The sequence below is a fragment of the Mesorhizobium sp. M0166 genome (genome assembly GCF_040322255.1).
Taxonomy (GTDB): Bacteria; Pseudomonadota; Alphaproteobacteria; order Rhizobiales; family Rhizobiaceae; genus Mesorhizobium.
The window spans coordinates 1-20096 of sequence record NZ_JAMYTD010000029.1 but is presented as its reverse complement, the minus strand read 5'-3'; the positions used below and the strand labels follow the sequence as shown (position 1 = coordinate 20096).

General features: G+C 63.7%; 19 protein-coding genes. 8 read left to right on the top strand and 11 right to left on the bottom strand.

Translation table 11 applies throughout. The features are described from left to right. Positions 1 to 202 precede the first annotated feature (202 nt). The 6 genes from NKJ46_RS25050 to NKJ46_RS25025 all read left to right on the top strand — a co-directional run bounded on the left by NKJ46_RS25050 (position 203) and on the right by NKJ46_RS25025 (position 7816). Entirely contained in the window at positions 203 to 1189 is a 987-nt protein-coding gene (locus tag NKJ46_RS25050) for an ABC transporter permease (protein WP_023675789.1), read from the top strand. Between the two features lie 57 nt (positions 1190 to 1246). Then, complete coding sequence (locus tag NKJ46_RS25045; RefSeq protein WP_352564301.1) at positions 1247 to 2272, top strand: sugar ABC transporter substrate-binding protein; 1026 nt, start codon at positions 1247 to 1249, stop codon at positions 2270 to 2272. An 84-nt stretch (positions 2273 to 2356) separates the two neighbouring features. Further along, the gene (locus NKJ46_RS25040; RefSeq protein ID WP_352564303.1) at positions 2357 to 4480 is read left to right on the top strand and encodes an ABC transporter permease; all 2124 of its coding nucleotides are present in this window, start codon (positions 2357 to 2359) and stop codon (positions 4478 to 4480) included. Continuing rightward, positions 4477 to 5535: an SMP-30/gluconolactonase/LRE family protein gene (locus NKJ46_RS25035; protein WP_352564305.1), complete on the top strand. Its 1059-nt coding sequence runs from the start codon at positions 4477 to 4479 to the stop codon at positions 5533 to 5535. The genes NKJ46_RS25040 and NKJ46_RS25035 overlap by 4 nt, the downstream gene beginning before the upstream one ends. After that, positions 5535 to 7031, top strand: coding sequence for a sugar ABC transporter ATP-binding protein (locus NKJ46_RS25030; RefSeq protein WP_352564306.1), 1497 nt, complete (start codon positions 5535 to 5537; stop codon positions 7029 to 7031). Before NKJ46_RS25035 ends, NKJ46_RS25030 begins: the two co-directional genes overlap by 1 nt. 377 nt (positions 7032 to 7408) lie before the next feature. Further along, a complete protein-coding gene (locus NKJ46_RS25025; protein ID WP_352564307.1) occupies positions 7409 to 7816 on the top strand; it encodes a carboxymuconolactone decarboxylase family protein in 408 nt (135 codons plus the stop codon). Between the two features lie 215 nt (positions 7817 to 8031). Here NKJ46_RS25025 and NKJ46_RS25020 read toward each other — a convergent pair whose 3' ends face one another. The 11 genes from NKJ46_RS25020 to NKJ46_RS24970 form a co-directional block, all read right to left on the bottom strand. Beyond that, complete coding sequence (locus NKJ46_RS25020; protein WP_352564534.1) at positions 8032 to 8919, bottom strand: amidohydrolase family protein; 888 nt, start codon at positions 8917 to 8919, stop codon at positions 8032 to 8034. After that, entirely contained in the window at positions 8919 to 10052 is a 1134-nt protein-coding gene (locus NKJ46_RS25015; protein ID WP_352564309.1) for a vWA domain-containing protein, read from the bottom strand. Before NKJ46_RS25015 ends, NKJ46_RS25020 begins: the two co-directional genes overlap by 1 nt. Then, entirely contained in the window at positions 10049 to 10930 is an 882-nt protein-coding gene (locus NKJ46_RS25010; RefSeq protein WP_352668407.1) for an AAA family ATPase, read from the bottom strand. The genes NKJ46_RS25015 and NKJ46_RS25010 overlap by 4 nt, the downstream gene beginning before the upstream one ends. Positions 10931 to 10939: 9 nt before the next feature. Further along, positions 10940 to 11944, bottom strand: coding sequence for a xanthine dehydrogenase family protein molybdopterin-binding subunit (locus NKJ46_RS25005; protein WP_254820526.1), 1005 nt, complete (start codon positions 11942 to 11944; stop codon positions 10940 to 10942). A gap of 1 nt (position 11945) precedes the next feature. Beyond that, positions 11946 to 13313, bottom strand: coding sequence for a xanthine dehydrogenase family protein molybdopterin-binding subunit (locus NKJ46_RS25000; protein ID WP_352564312.1), 1368 nt, complete (start codon positions 13311 to 13313; stop codon positions 11946 to 11948). 14 nt (positions 13314 to 13327) lie between these two features. Next, the gene (locus NKJ46_RS24995; RefSeq protein WP_352564314.1) at positions 13328 to 13810 is read right to left on the bottom strand and encodes a (2Fe-2S)-binding protein; all 483 of its coding nucleotides are present in this window, start codon (positions 13808 to 13810) and stop codon (positions 13328 to 13330) included. A gap of 31 nt (positions 13811 to 13841) precedes the next feature. Then, positions 13842 to 14636, bottom strand: a complete 795-nt coding sequence (locus tag NKJ46_RS24990; protein ID WP_352668406.1) for an FAD binding domain-containing protein — start codon at positions 14634 to 14636, stop codon at positions 13842 to 13844. Between the two features lie 21 nt (positions 14637 to 14657). After that, positions 14658 to 15110 (bottom strand): SRPBCC family protein, encoded by a 453-nt coding sequence (locus NKJ46_RS24985; protein ID WP_352564317.1) that lies wholly within the window; start codon positions 15108 to 15110, stop codon positions 14658 to 14660. Between the two features lie 107 nt (positions 15111 to 15217). Continuing rightward, a complete protein-coding gene (locus tag NKJ46_RS24980) occupies positions 15218 to 16045 on the bottom strand; it encodes a helix-turn-helix domain-containing protein (protein WP_352564319.1) in 828 nt (275 codons plus the stop codon). A gap of 279 nt (positions 16046 to 16324) precedes the next feature. After that, on the bottom strand, positions 16325 to 17323 hold the full coding sequence (locus NKJ46_RS24975; RefSeq protein WP_254820532.1) for an ABC transporter permease: 999 nt from the start codon (positions 17321 to 17323) through the stop codon (positions 16325 to 16327). Between the two features lie 33 nt (positions 17324 to 17356). Beyond that, positions 17357 to 18097, bottom strand: coding sequence for an ATP-binding cassette domain-containing protein (locus NKJ46_RS24970; RefSeq protein WP_023675804.1), 741 nt, complete (start codon positions 18095 to 18097; stop codon positions 17357 to 17359). Positions 18098 to 18524: 427 nt separating this feature from the next. Here NKJ46_RS24970 and NKJ46_RS24965 point away from each other — a divergent pair, with 427 nt between their 5' ends. Both NKJ46_RS24965 and NKJ46_RS24960 read left to right on the top strand, forming a co-directional pair. After that, complete coding sequence (locus NKJ46_RS24965) at positions 18525 to 19514, top strand: sugar-binding protein (RefSeq protein WP_023675805.1); 990 nt, start codon at positions 18525 to 18527, stop codon at positions 19512 to 19514. 149 nt (positions 19515 to 19663) lie between these two features. Further along, positions 19664 to 20096: FadR/GntR family transcriptional regulator (locus tag NKJ46_RS24960; RefSeq protein WP_352668404.1), on the top strand; the 433-nt coding region annotated here is incomplete at its 3' end.

Here is a 20096-nt window from a genome sequence, read left to right as displayed (position 1 = left end):
GATCGGCGCAATCAGTTGCAAAAGTGCTTGAGTTCCAGGCATTGCGCCAGCCTCGCCAATCGGTGCGTCCAACCGCAGAATTTCCTCGCAAGCCGGCCTCCAATGCACGGATTCATTTGACGAATTGGTCTTGAGCCGATTAGCTTTCGATCCGATGGCCGCAGAGGGAGCAGGGCGTAGCCATCGCGGGTGAAAGCGGGCAATGAACGCGACCGGCTGGCTAAACTGGAGAAGCCTGAACCAGGAGGGCATTGTCTTTGCCATCGCGGTTGTGCTGTTCATTGCCGCCGCCATCGGACTGCCCGGGTTTATCAACTCGAACAATCTCGTTGCCATCGTCCGCTCGGTCTCGGTGCTGGGCATATTGGCGCTCGGCATGGCGGTCGTCATAATCGGCAGGGGCATCGACCTGTCGGCGGTGGCGATCATGGCGATGTCGGTCGCCTGGTATCTGCAACTGCTGAATTCGGGAACATCCGACGGGCTGGCCTTCGCCTACGTGCTCGCCGGCGTCCTCGCCATCGGGCTGTTGAACGGAATCCTGGTCGCCTACGCCGAGGTTCCAGCGATCTTCGTGACGCTGGCGACCGCGTCCTTCGTCTTCGGTTATGTGCGTTCACAACTGATCACGCAGGACGCCGTGCCGGTGCCGCCCGGCCATTGGGTCGAGCTTCTTGGCGGGCTGCGCTTCCTCGACATCCCGGTCGAGGTTTTTGTCTTCGCCGGGCTGGCTTTCGCCTTCTTCCTATTCCTGCGCTACACCAAATGGGGCCGCTACGTCTATTTCGCCGGCGACAACCCGGTCGCGGCGCGCAATATCGGCATTCCAGTGCGCCCGATGCTGGTGCTGCGCTACGTGTTGTCGGCCCTGGTCTCGCTGGTGGCCGGCCTGCTCACCGCCGCCAGCCTGCATTCGATCAACACCCGCATCGTCAATTCCACGCTGCTCTACGACATCGTCCTGGTGGCGGTGATCGGCGGCATCGGTCTGTCGGGCGGGCGGGGCGGGGTGCGCAACGTGCTGGTGGGTGCCGCGCTAATCGGCATCCTGCTCAACGCGATGACCATCATCGACATTCCGCTGCTCTATCAGAACCTGATCAAGGCAGCGATCCTGCTGGCGGCGATCATCGTCGATGGGTTCATCAATCCGCGCGACGAGCAGACTGCGCAGCAAGGCGATATCTAGACTGACGCGAACGGTTGGGGCCGGCCGCGAACGACATACCAAACCAGAGGATGTGACATGAAAATCATCAGGACATTTATGGCTGCCGCGACAGCGCTTGCCGTCTCCGCCTTCGTGGCGCCAAGCTTCGCTGCCGAAGATCCGGGTCCGGCCGCCTATTCGCAAGCGCTCAAGGGCAAGCGGGTGATGCTGGTGCCGATGGCGATGGGCTTCGACCTGGCACAGGGCTGGGCGCATTACCTGAAGACGGAGGTCGAGGCCTGGGGCGGCGTGTTCGAGACGCGTGACCCGAACTGGGTGGTCGACGCCGGCGCGCAGGCGATAACCGACGCAATCTCGTCGGACACCAGGCCGGACGTGCTGATCATCCACTCGCCGGACCTCAACTCCTATGCCAAGCTGATGAAGAAGGCGCAGGCGGCCGGCACCTATGTGCTTTTGGTCGACAATCCGGCGAACTTCCCGGCCGATGCCTTTGTCGGCAGCGACTGGGATCGGCTCGGCCAGCTGGAAGCCGAAGCGGCGATCAAGGGTTGTGGGCCGAATTCTTCCAAGAAGATCGGGCTGGTGCAGGGCGACCAGGCCAATTCGTCGAGCCTCTACCAGTATGCCGGCATCATGAAGGTGCTGGACAAGAACCCCGACTTCAAGGTCGTGGCCAAGCCTGACTCCAACTGGGATGCGACGACCTCGCGCAATGTGACGACGACGATGCTGCAGCAGAACCCCGACATCTGCGCCATCATCGATTTCTGGGACGGCGACGCGACGGGCGCATCGGCTGCGATCCGCGATGCCAAGCTCGAGGGCAAGGTGTTCCTGGTCACCACCGGTGGCGGCGAGAAAACCGCCGACTGCGACAAGCTGCAGGACGGCACCTATGGCGCGGTGGTGATGACCGACCTTGCCCGCCAGTCCGGCGACATGAACGCCGTCATCAAGTTCCTGCTGCAGAGTGGCCAGCCGGCCGGCACCTCGCACACCTACATCTACACGCTGGAGAAGGCGACGACCAAGGCCGACCTCAAGCCAGACAGCTGCTGGGACTTGAAAGCACTGCAAGCCCAAGCTGCGGCCAAGTAAACCGCAGGTCCGTTCCAAGCATCGACGAGGTGGCCGGACCGGGTTCGGCCGCCTCTTTCTCTCTTTGAGTGGCAGCAGCAACCGATGTCCTTTCGCGAACGCCTTCAATCCTGGCGCTACAATCTCGTGCCCGACCACCTCGTCGGCGAGATCCTGAGCAAACGCTGGACTGACAACGCCATTCCGTTCCTGGCGCTAGTGGCGACGCTTGGCGTGTTCGGTTCGATCATTCCCGGCTTCTTCAAGCCGATGTCGCTGCAGGAATCGACCCGCCAGCTCGGCGAGTTCTCGCTGGTCGTCACCGGCATGACCGTGGTCATGCTTGGCGGTGGCATCGACCTTTCGGTCGGCTCGATCTTCGCGCTGTCCTGCTTTTCCGCCGTGTTCGTCTTTTTCATCCTCGAACAATCGGTGTGGCTGGCGCTGGCCGCCTCGATCGCCACCGGCCTGCTGTTCGGCGCGATCAACGGTTATCTGATCGGCTATTTCAGGCTGCGCGCTTTCCTGACGACACTGGTCACCTTCATCTTCGGTCGGGCGCTGTTCGACATTTTGGTCACCACCTATGCCGCCGACGTCCAGCTTTCCGATGCCACGTCGGATGTGCTGGACTTCATCGGCGACGACACCTTCTGGGGCCTCTCGGTTGCGGTGTGGGCGGCGATTATCCTGGCCATCATTACCCATGTCGCGCTGACACGCTCGCGGCCCGGCTGGCATGTGCAGGCGGTGGGCGGGTCGCGGCGATCGGCCCACAATGCCGGCATTCGCGTGCGCCGCACCGTGTTTATGACCTATGTGTTCTCCGGTTTCTGCGCCTCGCTCGGCGGCTTCCTCATCGCCTGCCGGCTGAGCGGGGCGGGGCCGGGCACAGGCCTCAACCTCGAGGTCATGGCACTGACAGCGGCGGTCGTCGGCGGCGTCAGCCTGGGCGGCGGCCGAGGCTCGGTGATCAAGGGGCTAATGGGCGCGATCATCGTGCTGACCATGACCAACGGGCTGATCCGGCTGGGCTATGGCACCGGCACCAACCAGATGGTGCTGGGCATCATGCTGGCCGTTGCCGTCACCATCGACATTCGCTGGCTGAAGAACCGCCACAAGGTTCTGGACGAGGTCTATGTCGCACCGGTCTATTTGAAGATGGGCGCGACACAGTCGGCTGCACCGAGCTCGGGCACCCCTTACGAACTCGACAATCGGCTATCGGAGGCTGACCATATCGGGCTCGGCGAGTTGGAAGGGCCGGAAGACGTCATCCTCGATCGCGACGACCATCTCTATTGCGGCACTAGGCATGGCGAGATCGTCCGTTTCTTGGCGCCGGACTACAAGCGCTCGGAGGTCTTTGCGCATATTGGCGGCTTTCCGCTCGGCCTGGCGTTCGACAAAACAGGCAATCTGATCAGCTGCGTCGGCGCGATGGGCCTCTATTCGGTCTCGCCGCAGCGCGAGGTGAAGCGGCTTTCCGCGGAAACGTCGCGCTCCTGGACCTCGATCGTTGACGATGCGCGGCTGCGCGATCCCAATGATTGCGACATCGCGCCGGACGGCCGCATCTACTTCACCGATTCCACCAAGCGTTATGACGCGCACGATTGGGCGCTGGACTCGATCGAGAACCGTGCCACCGGGCGGCTGCTCGTCTATGACCCCAAGGACGGTTCGACGAAGACATTGCTCGACGGCTACCGCTATACCAACGGCGTCTGCATGGCGCATGACGGCAAGTCGCTGTTCTTCGCCGAAAGCTGGGCCTGCCGCGTGCATCGCTATTGGCTGGAAGGGCCGAAAGCAGGCACCGCCGAATGCGTCATCCGCGACATGCCGGGCTACCCCGACAACATCAACCGTGCCTCCGACGGCAATTACTGGATGGCTTGGTTAGGCATGCGCACGCCGAGCTTCGACCTGTCGCTGCGGCATCCCGACATGCGCAAGCGCATGACGCGGCGGCTGCCGCAGGACGAATGGCTGTTCCCCAACATCAACACCGGCGGTGTGGTGAAATTCAACGAGAAGGGCGGCATTGTCGAAGCGATGGGCGACCTGTCGGGCGCCGCGCATCCGATGGTCACTTCGATGCGCGAGCACAAGGGTTTTCTGTTCGTCGGCGGTATCCTCAACAATCGGATCGGCCGCTACAGGATTGCCAGCGCCGACCCGAACTGGACCAGCCCCGCTTCCTACTGGGGAGCGAAGCCTTGATGCTGGATCCTATCCTCGACATCTTTCGCGGCAAGGCGGTGACCATCCCGCCGCTCGACGGTGCCTTCAGGCCGAATACCCTGCTGGACGATGTTGCGGCCTTCGCCGAACTGCCCGAGCCCGATAATCTGCTGGTCGCCGACGGCCGGCTGCTGGTTTCCAGTGCCAATGCCGTCTACGCGGTCACCGCCGGTGCCGCCCCTGTTCTGGTCGAGACATTTCCGGCCGCGGTCACCGCGCTCGCGCGCTCGCCCGCCGGCGAACTGACCGTCGGGCTCGAAAGCGGCAAGCTGTTAGTCGCGGGCAAGGAGGCCGCCCTGCCGGCCGAGATACGCTGCATAACAGCACTCGCCTACGCAGAAGATGGCACGCTTTGGCTGGCTAATGGCTCGGCCGACCACGGGCCGTCGCAATGGGCCGCCGATCTGATGAAGAAGGGTGCGTCGGGTTCGTTGTGGAAGCGCGATCCGGCAGGCAGCGAATTCCGCAAGGTCGCCGGTGACATCGCCTTTCCCTATGGGCTGCATCCAACTGGCAAGGATGTGCTGGTCAGCGAGAGCTGGCGGCACCAACTTATCCGCTTCGATGGCGCGACGGGCAGCCGCTCGACGGTGCTGGCGCATCTGCCCGGCTATCCCTCTCGCCTGTCGCCTGCCGCCGGTGGCGGTGCCTGGCTGGCGCTGTTTGCGCCCCGCAACCGGCTGATCGAATTCGTGCTGCAGGAAAAGCACTATCGAAACGACATGCTGGCGCAAGTGCCGCCGCAGCACTGGATCGCGCCGGCGCTCGCCTCGAATCGAAGCTTCCTCGAGCCGCTGCAATGCGGTGGCATCCGCACCATGGGCATCCACAAGCCGTGGTCGCCGAGCCGCTCCTACGGGCTGGTCGTCAGGCTCGATCGGGAGATGCGGCCGCAGTACAGCCTGCACAGCCGCGCCAACGGCACGCGTCATGGCATCTGCAGCGTGGCGGAGAAAGACGGTCGCCTGTTCATTGCCTCGAAAGGCGGCGATTGCCTGCTGGCCATCGACCTGGCTCCAGAAGGGCATCGCTGATGGAACCGATCGTCCGCCTGGAGAACGTAACCAAGACCTATCGCGGCGTGCCCGCGGTGAAGAAGGTCAGCTTCGAGCTGCGCAAGGGCGAGATCCACGCGCTGCTCGGCGAGAACGGCGCGGGAAAATCGACGCTGACCAAGATCATCGCCGGCGTCGTCGACGCGACATCGGGAAAGATGTTCCACAACGGGCAGGAGATCGCCTACCCCTCGCCGCACGCCGCCCTTGAAGCCGGCATCGCCATGGTATTCCAGGAGACCAGCCTGGTGCCGTCGATGACGGTGGCGCAGAACCTCTATCTCGGCACCGAGCGCTTTCTCAACCGGCTGCGCGGCACCTACATCTCGGCGCAGCAGTTCCTGCAGTCGTTGAACTTTCCGGTCGACCCGAACGCCATGGTGGCGACGCTTGGCGCGGCCAAACGGCAGATGGTCGAGATCGCGCGCGCCGTCCACCACAATGCCGAGATCATCATCTTCGACGAGCCGACGGCGACGCTGACGCCGGAGGAGAAGCGGCACTTCTTCGCACTGATCCGCCGGCTCAAGGCAAGGGGCGTGTCGATCGTCTTCATCAGCCATGCGCTCGAGGAAGCGCTTGATATCGCCGACCGCATCACCATCCTGCGCGACGGCGAACTGGTGATCACCGACGACACAGCCGCCTTCGATCGCGACAGGATCGTCGCCGCCATGGTCGGGCGCACGCTGTCGGGGCAGCTCTACAGCCAGCGCGACGAGGCCAGGCTGCGCAAGCCCGGCAAGAAGGTGCTGTCGGTGCAGGACATCTCGATGAGCAATGTCGTGCGCAACAATTCTTTCTCGATCTTCGAGGGCCAGATCACCGGCGTCTTCGGGCTGATCGGCTCGGGCCGCACCGAGACGTTCAAGATCGTCTCCGGCATCTACAAGCGCGACTTCCTGCGCGGCGGCACCATCGAGCTGGACGACCGGCCGGTGCGTTATCTCGTGCCCAGCGAGGCGGTGGCGGACGGCATCGTCTATGTCACCGAAGACCGCAAGAGCGAGGGGATTTTCGAGACGATGGACGTTGCCGAGAACCTGTTCGGCGGCTTCCTGGCGGCTGGACGGGAAAAGAGCTGGGTGATCGATGCGCAGGAGATGCGGGCGCTGTCGGCGGAGTGGACGAAGACGCTGAACGTCAAGGCGATCAACGACAATGCCCGGGTGGTCGAGCTTTCCGGCGGCAACCAGCAGAAGGTGGTGATCGGCAAGGGGCTGGTGCAGAAACCGCGCATCGTCATCTTCGACGAACCGACGCGCGGCGTCGATGTCGGCGCCATCGCCGAGATCCACCAGATCATCAACCGGCTGGCCGACGAGGGCCTGGCCGTCGTCGTCATCTCGTCGTACCTGCCGGAGATCATGAACCTGTCCGACCGCATCCTGGTCTGCCGGCAAGGCCGCATCGTCGAGGAGTTCTCGCCGGTGGAGGCGACGGAGGAGAAGATCATGTATGCGGCGGTTCATTAGGGCTTGGCTTAGAGGGTCGACATGTCCGATGGTCGTTGGTGCATACTTTGGAGATTGGCAGAAACGTCCACCGCTTCGTCATCCTGGGGCGAAGCAAGGAGCGAAGCGACGCGGCGCAGACCCCAGGATCCATGCCGTGACTTTCAAGCGTTGCGACGGTCCGGAATTCTGCTCCGCTGCACCCCTCGCGAGAGGTCACGGCATGGATCCCAGGGTCTTCGCGACGCCGCTTCGCGGCTGCTCCGCCCTGGGATGACGACGCTGAGGTGCTTCGGCCAACCTCCACGATTCTACGCTACTCCGCGGTAGAAACTGAATCGGTCGAACCGGTTAGCCGCCTTTGCTCAAAACCTGATTCAAACGAAAGGAGCCTGCCCATGGCCACCACAAGACTTCTGACCGATGCCGAGGTCGAGGCGATTCCCGCCGTGAAGGCCGTGTTCGACGACATCCGCGCGACGCGCAAATCCGATTTCGTCAACAATTTCTGGCGAGGGCTGGCCAATGATCCGGCATCGCTGAAGCGGGTGTGGGAGCAGCTCAAGGCGGTGATGGTCGCCGACAGCGCCATCGACCCGCTGACCAAGGAGATGATCTACATCGCCGTCTCCACAGCCAATGGCTGCTCCTACTGCGTCCACTCACACACGGCGGCAGCACGGGCCAAGGGCATGACCGAGGCGCAGCATGGCGAGCTGGTCGCGATCATCGGCCTGGCCGGACAGACCAACCAGATGGTCACGGCGATGCAGATCCCGGTCGATCGAGAGTTCGAGGTGAGGTGAGGCGTGGCGCCTTCCCTTCTCCCCTTGTGGGAGAAGGTGGCCGAGCGAAGCTCGGTCGGATGAGGGGTGCTGGAAGGGTCGCTACCTTGGAGACGTAAGTGCTTCAAATCGCCGAGATTTCCTCCACCGAGTTTCTTCCAGCACCCCTCATCCGTCTCGGCGCTACGCGCCGATCCACCTTCTCCCACAGGGGGAGAAGGGAAGGTCTGCGCGCCTCACACCGGCCGGTAGACCCGCTCCGCCGTGTTCCAGAAAATATCCGCCTCGGCGGTCGCGCCGTGTTTTGCCACGGCCTGCCGGTGCGTCCTGATCAGCTCGGCATGGCTGGTCCACAGCTTCTCGATCGGGAAGTTCGAGCCGAACATCAAATGGTCGCTGCCCAAAATAGCGATCGCGGCGTCGACGATATAGCTGATCAGCGCCGGGTCGTTGCGGTGGACGAAGGTGCCGAGCCCGGAGAGCTTCGCATAGAGGTTGGGTGCCGCTGACAGCGTGCGCAGGCCGGTCTTCCACGCCTCGGTGGTCTCCGGCTCCATGTCGGTCAGCATGCCGGCATGGGTGAGAACGAAATTCGTCTCGGGGTTGTCGCCGACAAGCGTCAGCCCATCCTTCATCTGGGCGGGGAAAAGCTGCAGGTCGAAGGACAGGCCGTAATCCTTCAGCCGGGCGATATTGGCCCGCACCTTTGGGTCGATGACCTGATCGGCCGAGGCGGCGAAGCGGAAGGCCGGCGTTTGGTGCCAGTGCAGCTGCATACGCACGCCGCGCAACAGCGGATATTTTTTCAGCCGGTCGATCTGGGGACGCACATCGTCGACCGTCATGTCGGCATAGCCGACGATGGCGTGCGGCCAACCGGTTTCTTCGGCGGTCTTCTGCAGGAAGGCGACCTCTTTCTCGAAATCCTCCTTGGCCCAGTTGGTCTGGACATAGACCGCCTTCTCGACGCCTGAACTTTGCTGGTCGGCGAGGAATTCCTCGATCGGATAATCGCGGCGGATCGGCTCGTAGGGGCCAAAGATGCGTGGCACCATCGGTCCGACAAGCCAGGGCTGGTCCTTTTGGCGCCAGATGTGGAAATGCGCGTCGATCGCCTTCTGCATCACGAAACCCTTTTCCAGATTGCCGCGGCCGCCGGAGCGGGGCGGGCGAGCGACAGGATGAACTCGGTGAGACTGGCAATTGAAGAGCCGTCGATCAGATCGTCGAGCACCGGCAGGATCGCGCGAAGTGCCGCCGTTGCCGGCCGGAAGCGTGGATCGCCGGCCAGCGGCGTCGCCAGCGAAAGCCGAAAGGCGCGGGCGCTCAGCCGGCGCATCGCGATTTCCAGCTCGGCATGGTCGCCGCGCTCCAGCGCATCCGACAGGATGACGATCGCCGCCCCGCGCGCAAAGGCGGAGAAGCGCGGCACCGATAGAAACGCGAGCAGCGTCGGTCCCATGCGGGTGCCGCCGTCCCAGTCGTCGACCTGGGCAGCGGCGCGGGCCAGCGCCTGGTCGCGGTCGCGAATGCGCAGCGCCGAGGTGATACGGGTCAGCCGTGTGCCGAAGGTGAAGACCTCCGCCCGGTCGGCGCCTTGCACGGCCGCATGTGCCAGCTTGAGATAGTCCGATGTGTAGAGCTTCATCGAGCCGGACACGTCGATCAGGATGAGAAGCTTGCGCGGCACTGTCTGCCGCCGGCGCAGCAGCGGCGAGGGGATATCGCCGTCGGCACTGACGATTTCGCGCAGCGAGCGGCGTAGGTCGAGCTTGCCGCGCGCATGCGTGCGCACGGTGCGGAAGGAGCGGCGGGCGGGCAAAGCGGTGGCGAGCTTGCGGCGGAAGGCGGCAAGCCTGTAGCCATCGCGCTGGAACTCGCGGACGCTCAACTGTTCGCTGGCCGAAGACAGTTCGCCGCCTTGCTCCTGGCGGACCACTTCGCTCTCCTCATCGCTCGTTCCGCCATCGTCCTTGATGCGGGTTTCCTGGTCGGCCTCGCCTTCGACCAGCGCCGCGGTGTCCCCATAGAAATGGTTCCGGAAATGCGCCTCGAATTCGTCGCGGCGGTCGGGCGGCGGCGCCAACGTGGCAAGGGCCGCTTCGCGGATGTCGGTCATCGAACGGGGACCGAGCAGCGTCACCGCTTGCATGAAGCCGGAGACCTGTTCGGGCGCCACCGCAAAGCCGTAGCGGCGCAGCAGCCGGCCGAAGCCGAGGAACGGCGTCGCCCCTCGAGGCAGAGCCGCGGGGCTCACACCAGCGCCTCCTCGACAATTTTGCCGAGCTCGGGCGCGATGCAGGATAGATCCTCCTCGTCCTTGATCAGCACGCCGATGGCGCGGCGAAACGCTTCCGGCCACGGGCTGCCGCCCTTTTCGAGGATCGTCGCGGCGTTGGCCCATTCGACCGCCTCGGCGATGCCGGGCGGCTTGGCCAGCGGACGGGCGCGAATATCGCGCACGGCGGCAGCCACCGCGCGCGCCGTGGCTTCGGCGACATCGCCGGCGCGCAGCATGATGATCTCGGCCTCGCGCCCGGCGTCGGGATAGGTGATCCAGTGGTAGACGCAGCGCCGCCGCAGCGCTTCGGCCAGCTCACGGGTGCGGTTCGAGGTCAGGATGACGATCGGCTGCGCCGTCGCGCGAATGGTGCCGCGCTCGGGAATGCTGATCTGGAAATCCGACAGGAATTCCAAGAGCAACGCTTCGAATTCATGGTCGGAACGGTCGATCTCGTCGACCAGCAGCACGCGCTTTTCCGGCGCCTTAAGCACCTGCAGCAGTGGCCGCGCGATCAGGAAACGGTCGTCGTAGATGTCAACCTCATGCTCACCGGCGTGGCGGATGGCGAGCAGCTGGCGCTGATAGTTCCACTCGTAAAGCGCATGTGCTGCGTCGATGCCTTCATAGCATTGCAGCCGCACCAGATCGCGCCCGAGCACGTCGGCAATCGCCTTCGCCGCCTCCGTCTTGCCGACGCCGGGTGCGCCTTCGAGCAGTAGCGGCTTGCCCAGCCGGATCGCCAGGAAGATGGCAGTTGCCAGGCTCTCATCGGCGAGATAGTGCGAGGCGGCGAGGCGCGACGCCACCGCCTCCGGCGAGGTCGCGACTGTCTCGGCACGTCTCTTGGCCATTTCCAGCACTCAGTTCGACGCTTGCGCCTTCAGCGCCCGCAGGATGCGCTCCGGCGTGATCGGCAGCGTGTCGATGCGCACACCGACGGCGTCGAAGACGGCATTGGCGACCGCCGGGATCTGCGGGTTGGCGCACATTTCGCCCGGCCCTTTGGCGCCGTACGGCCCGTCCGCCGAGGGTCGTTCCAGCACGATGATCTCGGTTTGCGCGAGATCGCCAGGACCCGGCATCAGATACTGGTTGAAGTCGGTGCCGCCATGGTCGCGGTTGGGATAGTAGGGCTCGGTCGTTTCGTAGAGCGCATGGCTGATGCCCATCCATGAGCCGCCGACGAGCTGCTGTTCGACCATTTTCGGATTCAGCGCGCGGCCGATCTCAAACACGTTCTTCACCGTCAGCACGGTGACCTCGCCGGTCTCGTCATCGACCTCGACCTCGGCAACCGTGCAGGCGTGCGCGTAGCAGGTCGAGGGCTTCATCGCGCCGGTTTCCTTCTCCGGATAGGAGCGCGGGATCAAAAACATGCCGCGGCCGGAAATCGAACGGCCGCGCTTGAAATGCGCCGACAGCGCGACATCGAAGATCGAGATCGACTTTTGCGGCGCCCCCTTGACCAGGATGTTGCCTTGGCCGTCGGTCTCGAGGTCCGAGGCGTTTACCTCAAGTTCCTCGGCCGCCACTTCCAGCATCACCTGGCGGGCTTCCCTGGCCGCCTGGATAACCGCATTGCCGGCGCGATGGGTGCCGCGCGAGGCGAAGGTGCCCATGCAATGCGGACCGGTGTCGGTGTCGGCGGTGTCGACGACGACGCGGTCGGTCGGCACGCCGATCGTCTCGGCGCAGATCTGCGCCATGATCTGCTTCATGCCCTGGCCGAGATCGACACTCGACAGCGTGACCATGAAATTGCCGGTAGGCGTCGAATGCACCAGCGCCTGCGTCGGGTCGCCGCCGAGATTCATGCCGGTCGGATAATTGATCGCGGCGACGCCGCGTCCGCGCCTGATCGCCATCTCAAGCTCCCTTCGCGTAAGACGACATCGCCATGAATTGTTCCGCCACGGGCCAGTTGGCGGCGCGCGAGGCTTCCTGCATACACTCGATCAGCGCCGCCCCCTCGGTCGGCTGGCGATGCGCCTTGATGTCGCCGTCACGGTAGGCGTTGATGAAGCGGAATTCGAGCGGGTCCATGCCGATCAGCCGGGCGAGCTTGTCCATCTGCACCTCCAGCGCGAAATCGCCGATGGTGACGCCGAAACCGCGCATCGCCGAGGAGGGGGTGCGGTTGGTGTAGACGCAGTAGGTGTCGATCCAGACATTCGGGATCGTATACGGGCCGGGATAATGCCCGGCGCCCTTCTGCGCTCCGTAGGGCGAATGGCGCGAATAGGCGCCGGCATCGGTGTAGCCGGTCACTTTGCGCGCGACGATGCGGCCGTCCTTCATCACGCCGTCCTTGATGACGACTTTTTCGGCGGCGCGCGGCGAGGAGATTTGCATCTCTTCCTCGCGACTGTAGATAAAACAAACCGGTCGTCCGGTTAGTTTGGCGCCGAGGATGGCGATGGGTTCGACGATCACGTCGACCTTGCCGCCAAAGCCGCCGCCGACAGTGCCGCCGACGAAATGCAGCTTGTTGCCGGGCATCTGCAGGATAATCGAGGCGTTGTCGAGGGTGAAGAACATCGCCTGCGTGTTGGTGTAGCAGGTGAAGCGGTCGTTGCCCTCGGGGGCGACGATGCAGCCTGTCGTCTCGGTCGGCGCATGCTCGATCGGTGAAGACTGGTAGGTCTGTTCGAGCACGTGGTCGGCCTCGGCAAAGCCTGCCTCGACATCGCCGAAGCGCACCTTGCGGCATTCGCCGCTGTCGTAGAGGTAATAATTCCGGCCGTGATATTCGTTGACGATCGGCGCGCCGGGCTTCAGCGCTTCGTCCATGTCGAAGACGGCCGGCAGCACCTCGTAGTCGACCTTCACCTTGGCGGCGGCCTCCTGCGCGGCGCGCTCGGTCTCGGCCAGCACCGCCACCACGGCCTCGCCCTCCCAGCGCACCTTGCCGTCGGCCAGCACTGTCTCGTCCTCCGGCCCGATCTGGATCAGGATCAGGATGGTGTAGACATTGTGCGGCACATCCTTGGCGGTCAGCACCTTGACGACACCCGGATGCCTTTCCGCCTCGGACGTATCGATGCTGCGGATGCGGGCGTGATGGTGCGGGCTGCGCACCATCTTCAAATGCAGCATGCCGGGAAAATTACGGTCGGCGAAATAGGCGGTCTTGCCGGTGACATGGCCGGGTGAATCCGAACGCGGCCGCGGCTGGCCGATCTCGTGCAGATCGTCCTTGCGCTGGTCGGCGAAATAGCTCTTGCGGAGTTCCATTTTCTTAACTCCCCTCAAGCCGGGTTCTGCGAATTGGAGCGTGCGGCGGTCAGCACCGCCTGGATGATCGGCTCGTAGCCGGTGCAGCGGCAGATATTGCCGGACAGCGCCTCGACCACATCCTCGCGGCTGGGGTTCGGGGTTTGGTCGAGAAGCACCTTGGCGGCCATGATCATGCCCGGCGTGCAGAACCCGCATTGGGTCGCGAAGGCGTCGAGGAAAGCGCGCTGCAAGGGATGCAGAACGCCGCCTTCCGCCAGTCCCGAGGTGGTGGTGATGGCGGCGCCATTGCAGGTCTCGGCCAGCGTCAGGCAGGACAGCCTAAGCTCGCCATCGATAATGACCGAGCAGGCGCCGCAGGTGCCTTGATGGCAGCCGCCCTTCGGCGAGGTGTCGCCGATCTTGTCGCGCAACGCATGAAGCAGCGTCGTGCCGCTGTCGATGAACTCGGCTTTCTCCGCACCATTGAGCGTGAACTGAATCGGGACCTTTGCCATCTTTTTACTCCTTGCGCCGCGGCCAGGGCTTTCAGGCGAGCAGCAGCCGGCCGAGATGGACCGGCAGGACTTCGTTGCGATACCAGGCACTGGCGATCGGATCGGTTGGCGGCGAAGTGCCGTCGCGGGCAACAGCCAGTGCCGGTGCGATGCCGTCTGCCGTGAGTTTCCGGCCAATCAAGGCTTTCTCTGCCGCGCTGGCACGGATCGGCCGGTCGGCCATGCAGCCGAGCGCGATCCGCGCTGACGTGACAGTGCCGTCCGGCGCCTGTTCCAGCACGGTGGCGATGCTCAGCACCGAAATGCCCTTTGGCTTGATCCGCGACACTTTCAGGAAGCGAAAGCCGCCTTCCTTCGGAAGCGTGAAGCCGACCGCAGTGACGATGGCGTGGTTGCTTTCGCGTTTTGCGAGGAAGGCTTCGATCGGCTTCTCGCCGTCTTCGGTGCTGACAATTGCCTCCAACGCCAGCAGCGCGACGGTGAAATCGCCATAGGGCGCCGGCGCGAAGAGATTGCCGCCGACTGTCGCCATGTTGCGGATCGCCGGGCCGCCGACGGCGCGCGCGGCGTGGGCCAGCAGAGCGAGATCGGGGTGACGGGCGATCGCCGCCATGGTCACTGAAGCGCCAATGCGGACCTCGCCGCCGGAAATGCGGATGACCGACAGCGCCGGTTCGGTCGACCTGACGAAACCGGAAATCGACACGTCGCCTTCATTGGCGGCGCGCACGACCAATGTGCCGCCACCGAGATAGCGGGCGCCGGCGACTTTCAGCGCCGCGCCGGCATCCTTCACCGTCGGGAAAGTCTGCAATGCAAGCGCCATGGAACGCTCCTGTTTGTCAGCTCAATTCAGCTCAACCTTGCCCGCGAAATGCGCCTTCAGGGCGTTGAAGCCGCCCTGGAAGACGTTGGCGCCCATGCCTTCGGCCAGCTTGTCGGCTTCCTCTGGGGGCGCATCGAAGCTGGCGGTCCATTCTGCATAGGTGCGGTCGCCGTCGGTTACCCGCCGCAACTGCAGCGTTGCCTTGTGGTTGGTGAGCGGTTGCGGCGTCTCCAGGATGGAGTAGCTGACGAGGAAATTCTCGTCGGAAAAATCGAGCAGCTTTTCGCGCAGGCGGGCACCGCTGACGAGCTGGAAATTGCGCACGCAGCCGATCGTGCCAGCGTCCTTGCCGTCCTCGATATGACTTTCGACCATGCGCGGGTGCCAGGTCGGCAGACCGTTGAAGTCGCGTATACGCGCCCAGACCTTTTCGACCGGCGCGTCGATGACGCTGGAGATGGTGACTTTCGCCATATGATCGTTCCCTTGCAAATCAGCTGCTTGGGAGGGTAGGGCGGCAGGCTCGGCAGCGCTTATCAATGCGTCTTGAACGCCTATCAAATAGTCTGAAAAACGGGCGCTCAGCTGATCGCCCGCGCCGCCTCGCGGTAAAGCGTCGGCGGGACGCCGACATGGTCGCGGAAGAAACGCGAGAAATTGCCCTGGGTGGTGAAGCCGAGATTGCAGGCGACCGAGATCAGCGGCTCCTGCGACCACTGCAATTGCCGCACCGCTTCCTCCATGCGCAGCGTGTTCCAATAGACGTTGGGCGTCAGATTGGTCTGTTCCTTGAACAGCGCGAAGAAATGCGGCCGCGACAGGCCGACGCTGCGCGCCACGTCGTCGAAGCAGATGCGCTCGCAGACATTGGCTTTCATCAGCTGGATCGCCTTGCGGACGCGGAAATCCTGCATGGTGTTGACGCGGGCGCGCACCGTCTGCGGTGCGGACGCGTCGGCGGCATCGAGCACGCTGTCGATGAAGCGCTCGATCTCGTAATTGGCGATGTCGTCGATGCTCTCATTGTCGCTGAGATGATCGAGGAGGTTAGCCGCTGCCTTGTGCAGCCAAGGCTCGAGCGTGATTGCCGGGCTCGAGAACAGTGGCGCAGAGGAAGGCAGCTCGCGGCGTTTTCGAGCCCAGTCCGGATCGATGTAGAAGGCGAGGAACAGGCCGGGCGTGCCGTCGCGGGACAGAGCGTGGCTGTGCGGCTGGAAGGAATTGATGCCGGCGGCGGTGCCCGGTCCAAGCCGCACCGTCTCGCGGCCGATAGTCATCTCGCCGGCCGTGCCTTCCAGCCAGATGATGATATGCGCCTCGACATGGGCATGGGTGACGAAGTCGCTGGCGACGTTCAGGACAGAAACATGTCCGAACCGGCCCCAGTAGAGCCTGATCGCTTCCGTCATGGGTATATCCTCCCGCAGGCGACTGGCCTCCCTTCGCCTGCTGCGAGCGATTGTGCGGCTCAGTTTGGGCTTGCGTCAAGACGGATGTGCACGTCGGGGCGCCGGCCATGCGCCGCAGCGGCGGATTTTCAGACTCGGCGATAGGAGGAAGGCGAGCGTTTCCAGGCCGGTATGGCAAGACCGTCGCGGTCGGCCGGCGACCAGCGCCAGCGAGGCCTCGAGGCCGGCAATTCGACCGGCGAACGATCTATGATTCAGCGCCGAGATCCGGCCGAAAATTCAGTCGTTGCGCCTGAAATTGCGGATGCGATCGAACAGCACGGCGAGCAGGATGGCGCCGCCGATGAACACGCCTTGCCAGAAGGCATTGATGCCGAGCAGGCCGAGGCTGTTGCGGATGACCTCGATCAGCGCAGCGCCAACGACCGCGCCGAAGGCTGTGCCCATGCCGCCGGCTAGGTTGGCACCGCCGATGACGGTGGCGGCGATCACCTGAAGCTCCATGCCGTTGCCGAGATTGGTGGTGACCGCGCCCAGCCAGCCGGTCTGGATGATGCCGGCAAGGCCAGCCGCCAGTGCCGAGATCATGTAGACGACAACCTTGATCTGGCGCACCGGAACGCCGGTCAGCGTTGCTGCATGCTCGTTGCCGCCGATGGCGAAGATGTGCCGGCCGAATTTCGTCCAGCGCAGCACAAAGCCGGTGATCAACGCCAGCACGATCATGTAAAGCACCGGATTAGCGATGCCGAACACCCAGGCGCCGCCGCCCAGCGCCAGCAGCTTGTCGTGGTCGGGCCCGAACTGGAAGACGACTGTGTTGTTGGAGGCGACCATGGCAAGGCTGCGCGCAATCGACAGCATGCCGAGCGTCACCACGAAGGGCGGAAAGCCGAGATAGGCGATCAGAACCCCGTTGAAGGCGCCGATGATCAGCGCTGTCGCGATTGCAGCGCCAATGCCGATCTCGATGCCGTAGCCGGCATGCATGGTCACGGCCAGCACCATCGAGCACAGGCAAAGCACCGAGCCGACCGACAGGTCGATACCGCCGGTGATGATGACGAAGGTCATGCCGAGCGCCACGATGGCGACGAAGGTGACGTTACGGGTGATGTTGTAGAGGTTCTTGGTCGTGGCGAAGGAATCCGTGGCCACCGACAGGAACAGGCAGGCGAGGATGACCGCGATTACCACCCAGAAGGTCTGGCTGGCAAACACCTTGCTCAGCAAGGTGTGCTGCTTGTGCGCGATCGTCTGATCAAGGGTGACTGCCATTATCGACCTTTTTTACTCTGGTTGAGGCGTCAATCATACCTGTTCGATGGCGCCGGTGATGAGTCCGGTGACTTCTTCCGGCGAACTCGATGCGATCGTCTTGTCGGCGACCTTGCGGCCGCGCCGCATGACGATGACGCGGTCGGCAACGTCAAAGACGTCGGGCATGCGGTGGCTGATCAGCACGACGGCGATGCCCTGGTCGCGCAAATGGCGGATCAGGTTCAGCACCTCGGCGACCTGGCGGACCGAGATCGCCGCGGTCGGCTCGTCCATCAGCACGATCTTGGCCTGCGAAAGCATGGTGCGGGCGATCGCCACCGCCTGCCGCTGGCCACCCGACATTTGTTTGACCAGGTCGCGCGGGCGCGTTTCGGATTTCAGCTCGGCGAAGATCTGGCCGGCACGCTTGTACATGGCGGCATAGTCGAGGATGCGAAGCGGCCCGAGGCCGCGGCGCAATTCACGGCCGAGATAGACGTTGGCGGCGGCCGTCAGATTGTTGCACAGCGCCAGGTCCTGATGGACGATTTCGATGCCGTGCTGGCGCGCCTCGACCGGCTTGTGCAGGATCAGCTCCTTGCCGTCCATCTGCATCGTGCCATGGCTCGGCGGGAAATTGCCGGCGATCATCTTGACCAGCGTCGACTTGCCGGCGCCGTTGTCGCCCATCAGGCCGACAACCTGTCCGGCCTCGATCGACAACGACACGTCGTTGACCGCCTGAATGGCGCCAAAATGCTTCGAGATGTTGGTGAGTTCGAGAACCGCCACCAGCCTTCTTGCCTCCCCGTGCTTTGCGGCCTGCGGTTCTGCCGCGGCCTTTCGCTCTCCCCAGTTCCTCCCGGAAGCAGCGATTTCGCCCATTTACGCATAAGCCTTCTTGGCGTCAACCACGGCTTCTTTCGAAAAATCAGTTTTGTAGGACAAATAGCATTGACGTCGGTGACAAGGCGATATTAGCTAAGTGTCGGAGGAGCTTGCACCGATGTCCCGGGTTGCCGGAAGGAATCGGTGAAGGTTTGTCGGTCAGGGATTTGGTAACCAGCAGTATCTGTCGGTGCCGGTCTGAGACTGAATATGAAAATGCTTATCGACCTGGCTTGGCGACACGAGTGCGACGTCCTCTGTCATCTTGCTCCGGGTCGATCTGTGTGTGGCGGGCACGCGGTGTCCGTTTGTTTCAAAAGGGAGGACTGACATGAGGAAATCACTATTGCTCGCTGCCGCCGCCGTCATGGCGTTGGGTGCCGGGCCGGCCATGGCCAAGAAACAGCTCGTCATCGTCGTGAAGGGTCTCGACAATCCATTCTTCGAGGCCATCCACCAGGGTTGCGAGAAATGGAACAAGGAAAACGCCAGCTCGGAATATGAGTGCTTCTACACCGGACCGGCATCGACCTCGGACGAGGCCGGTGAAGCCCAGATCGTCCAGGACATGCTGAGCAAGCCCGACACGGTGGCGATGGCAATTTCGCCGTCCAACGCGCCATTGATCGCGCAGACGATCAAAAGCGCCAATCCGTCGATCCCGATCATGACCCTCGACGCCGACCTCAGCAAGGAAGACGCGGCGCTGCGCAAGACCTATCTCGGCACCGACAACTACCTGATGGGTCACAAGATCGGCGAATACATCAAGAAGGCCAAGCCGAATGGCGGCAAGATCTGCACCATCGAAGGCAATCCGGCGGCCGACAACATCCTGCGCCGCGCGCAGGGCATGCGTGACGCGCTTTCGGGCAAGGACGGCCTCGCGGCGCTGGCGGGCGAAGGCGGCTGGACGGAAGTTGCCGGCTGCCCGGTGTTCACCAATGACGACGGTGCCAAGGGCGTGCAGGCGATGACCGACATCCTCGCTGCCAATCCCGACCTCGACGCCTTCGGCATCATGGGCGGCTGGCCGCTGTTCGGCGCTCCGCAGCCCTACCGCGACCTGTTCAAGCCGATGGCCGACAAGATCGCCAGCAACGCCTTTGTCATCGGCGCCGCCGACACCATCGGCGACGAGGTGGCGATTGCTCGTGACGGGCTGGTGACCGCACTGGTTGGCCAGCGGCCGTTCGAGATGGGCTACAAGGCGCCCTCGGTGATGATCGACCTGGTCGACGGCAAGCCGGTCGCCGATCCGGTGTTCACCGGCCTCGACGAATGCACCAAGGACACCGTCGACACCTGCATCCAGAAGTAGGTTCGCAGTTTCGGGGCGCCCGTTCAGCGGGCGCCCCGTTACGCATCGTCCATACAAAACGCACGAGGCGACGCTGCTTTGGAGCGTAGGCCGTTGCTTTGTCGTGTCCTGAGTTCAGGCTTTCGACAAGCAGCTGCCGGGGAATACGAATGCCGGACGCGACATCAAAAAAGCGACCCGCCAAGTTGAAGGCCGAGGCTGCGCGGCCGGCCGGCGTTCGGCGTGCCGACGCCGCACACTTTCCCGGCTCGAGCGTGCATGCGTCGCTCGCCAACGAAATCGGGCTGAGGATCGTGCGCGGCGACTATCCGCCGGGAACCATCCTGCCCAACGAAGCCAAATGGTCCGAGACCTTCGACGTCAGCCGCTCGGCGGTGCGCGAAGCCATCAAAATGCTGATGGCGAAAAGCCTGCTTGCGTCGCGCCCGAAGATCGGCAGCTGGGTCGAGCCGAAGGAGCGCTGGAACCTGCTCGATCGCGATGTGCTGGCCTGGTACGCGACCTCGCCGGACCGCGAGGTGTTCCTGAGAACCGTGCAGGAATTCCGCCACATCATCGAGCCGGAGGCCAGCGCTTTTGCCG

Excerpts from the sequence above, each read along its gene's own strand:
- NKJ46_RS25050 (WP_023675789.1), top strand. The coding sequence starts at position 203 with ATGAACGCGACCGGCTGGCTAAACTGGAGAAGCCTGAACCAGGAGGGC.
- NKJ46_RS25045 (WP_352564301.1), top strand. The coding sequence starts at position 1,247 with ATGAAAATCATCAGGACATTTATGGCTGCCGCGACAGCGCTTGCCGTC.
- NKJ46_RS25040 (WP_352564303.1), top strand. The coding sequence starts at position 2,357 with ATGTCCTTTCGCGAACGCCTTCAATCCTGGCGCTACAATCTCGTGCCC.
- NKJ46_RS25030 (WP_352564306.1), top strand. The coding sequence starts at position 5,535 with ATGGAACCGATCGTCCGCCTGGAGAACGTAACCAAGACCTATCGCGGC.
- NKJ46_RS25025 (WP_352564307.1), top strand. The coding sequence starts at position 7,409 with ATGGCCACCACAAGACTTCTGACCGATGCCGAGGTCGAGGCGATTCCC.
- NKJ46_RS25020 (WP_352564534.1), bottom strand. The coding sequence starts at position 8,919 with ATGCAGAAGGCGATCGACGCGCATTTCCACATCTGGCGCCAAAAGGAC.
- NKJ46_RS25010 (WP_352668407.1), bottom strand. The coding sequence starts at position 10,930 with ATGGCCAAGAGACGTGCCGAGACAGTCGCGACCTCGCCGGAGGCGGTG.
- NKJ46_RS25005 (WP_254820526.1), bottom strand. The coding sequence starts at position 11,944 with ATGGCGATCAGGCGCGGACGCGGCGTCGCCGCGATCAATTATCCGACC.
- NKJ46_RS25000 (WP_352564312.1), bottom strand. The coding sequence starts at position 13,313 with ATGGAACTCCGCAAGAGCTATTTCGCCGACCAGCGCAAGGACGATCTG.
- NKJ46_RS24995 (WP_352564314.1), bottom strand. The coding sequence starts at position 13,810 with ATGGCAAAGGTCCCGATTCAGTTCACGCTCAATGGTGCGGAGAAAGCC.
- NKJ46_RS24990 (WP_352668406.1), bottom strand. The coding sequence starts at position 14,636 with ATGGCGCTTGCATTGCAGACTTTCCCGACGGTGAAGGATGCCGGCGCG.
- NKJ46_RS24985 (WP_352564317.1), bottom strand. The coding sequence starts at position 15,110 with ATGGCGAAAGTCACCATCTCCAGCGTCATCGACGCGCCGGTCGAAAAG.
- NKJ46_RS24980 (WP_352564319.1), bottom strand. The coding sequence starts at position 16,045 with ATGACGGAAGCGATCAGGCTCTACTGGGGCCGGTTCGGACATGTTTCT.
- NKJ46_RS24975 (WP_254820532.1), bottom strand. The coding sequence starts at position 17,323 with ATGGCAGTCACCCTTGATCAGACGATCGCGCACAAGCAGCACACCTTG.
- NKJ46_RS24965 (WP_023675805.1), top strand. The coding sequence starts at position 18,525 with ATGAGGAAATCACTATTGCTCGCTGCCGCCGCCGTCATGGCGTTGGGT.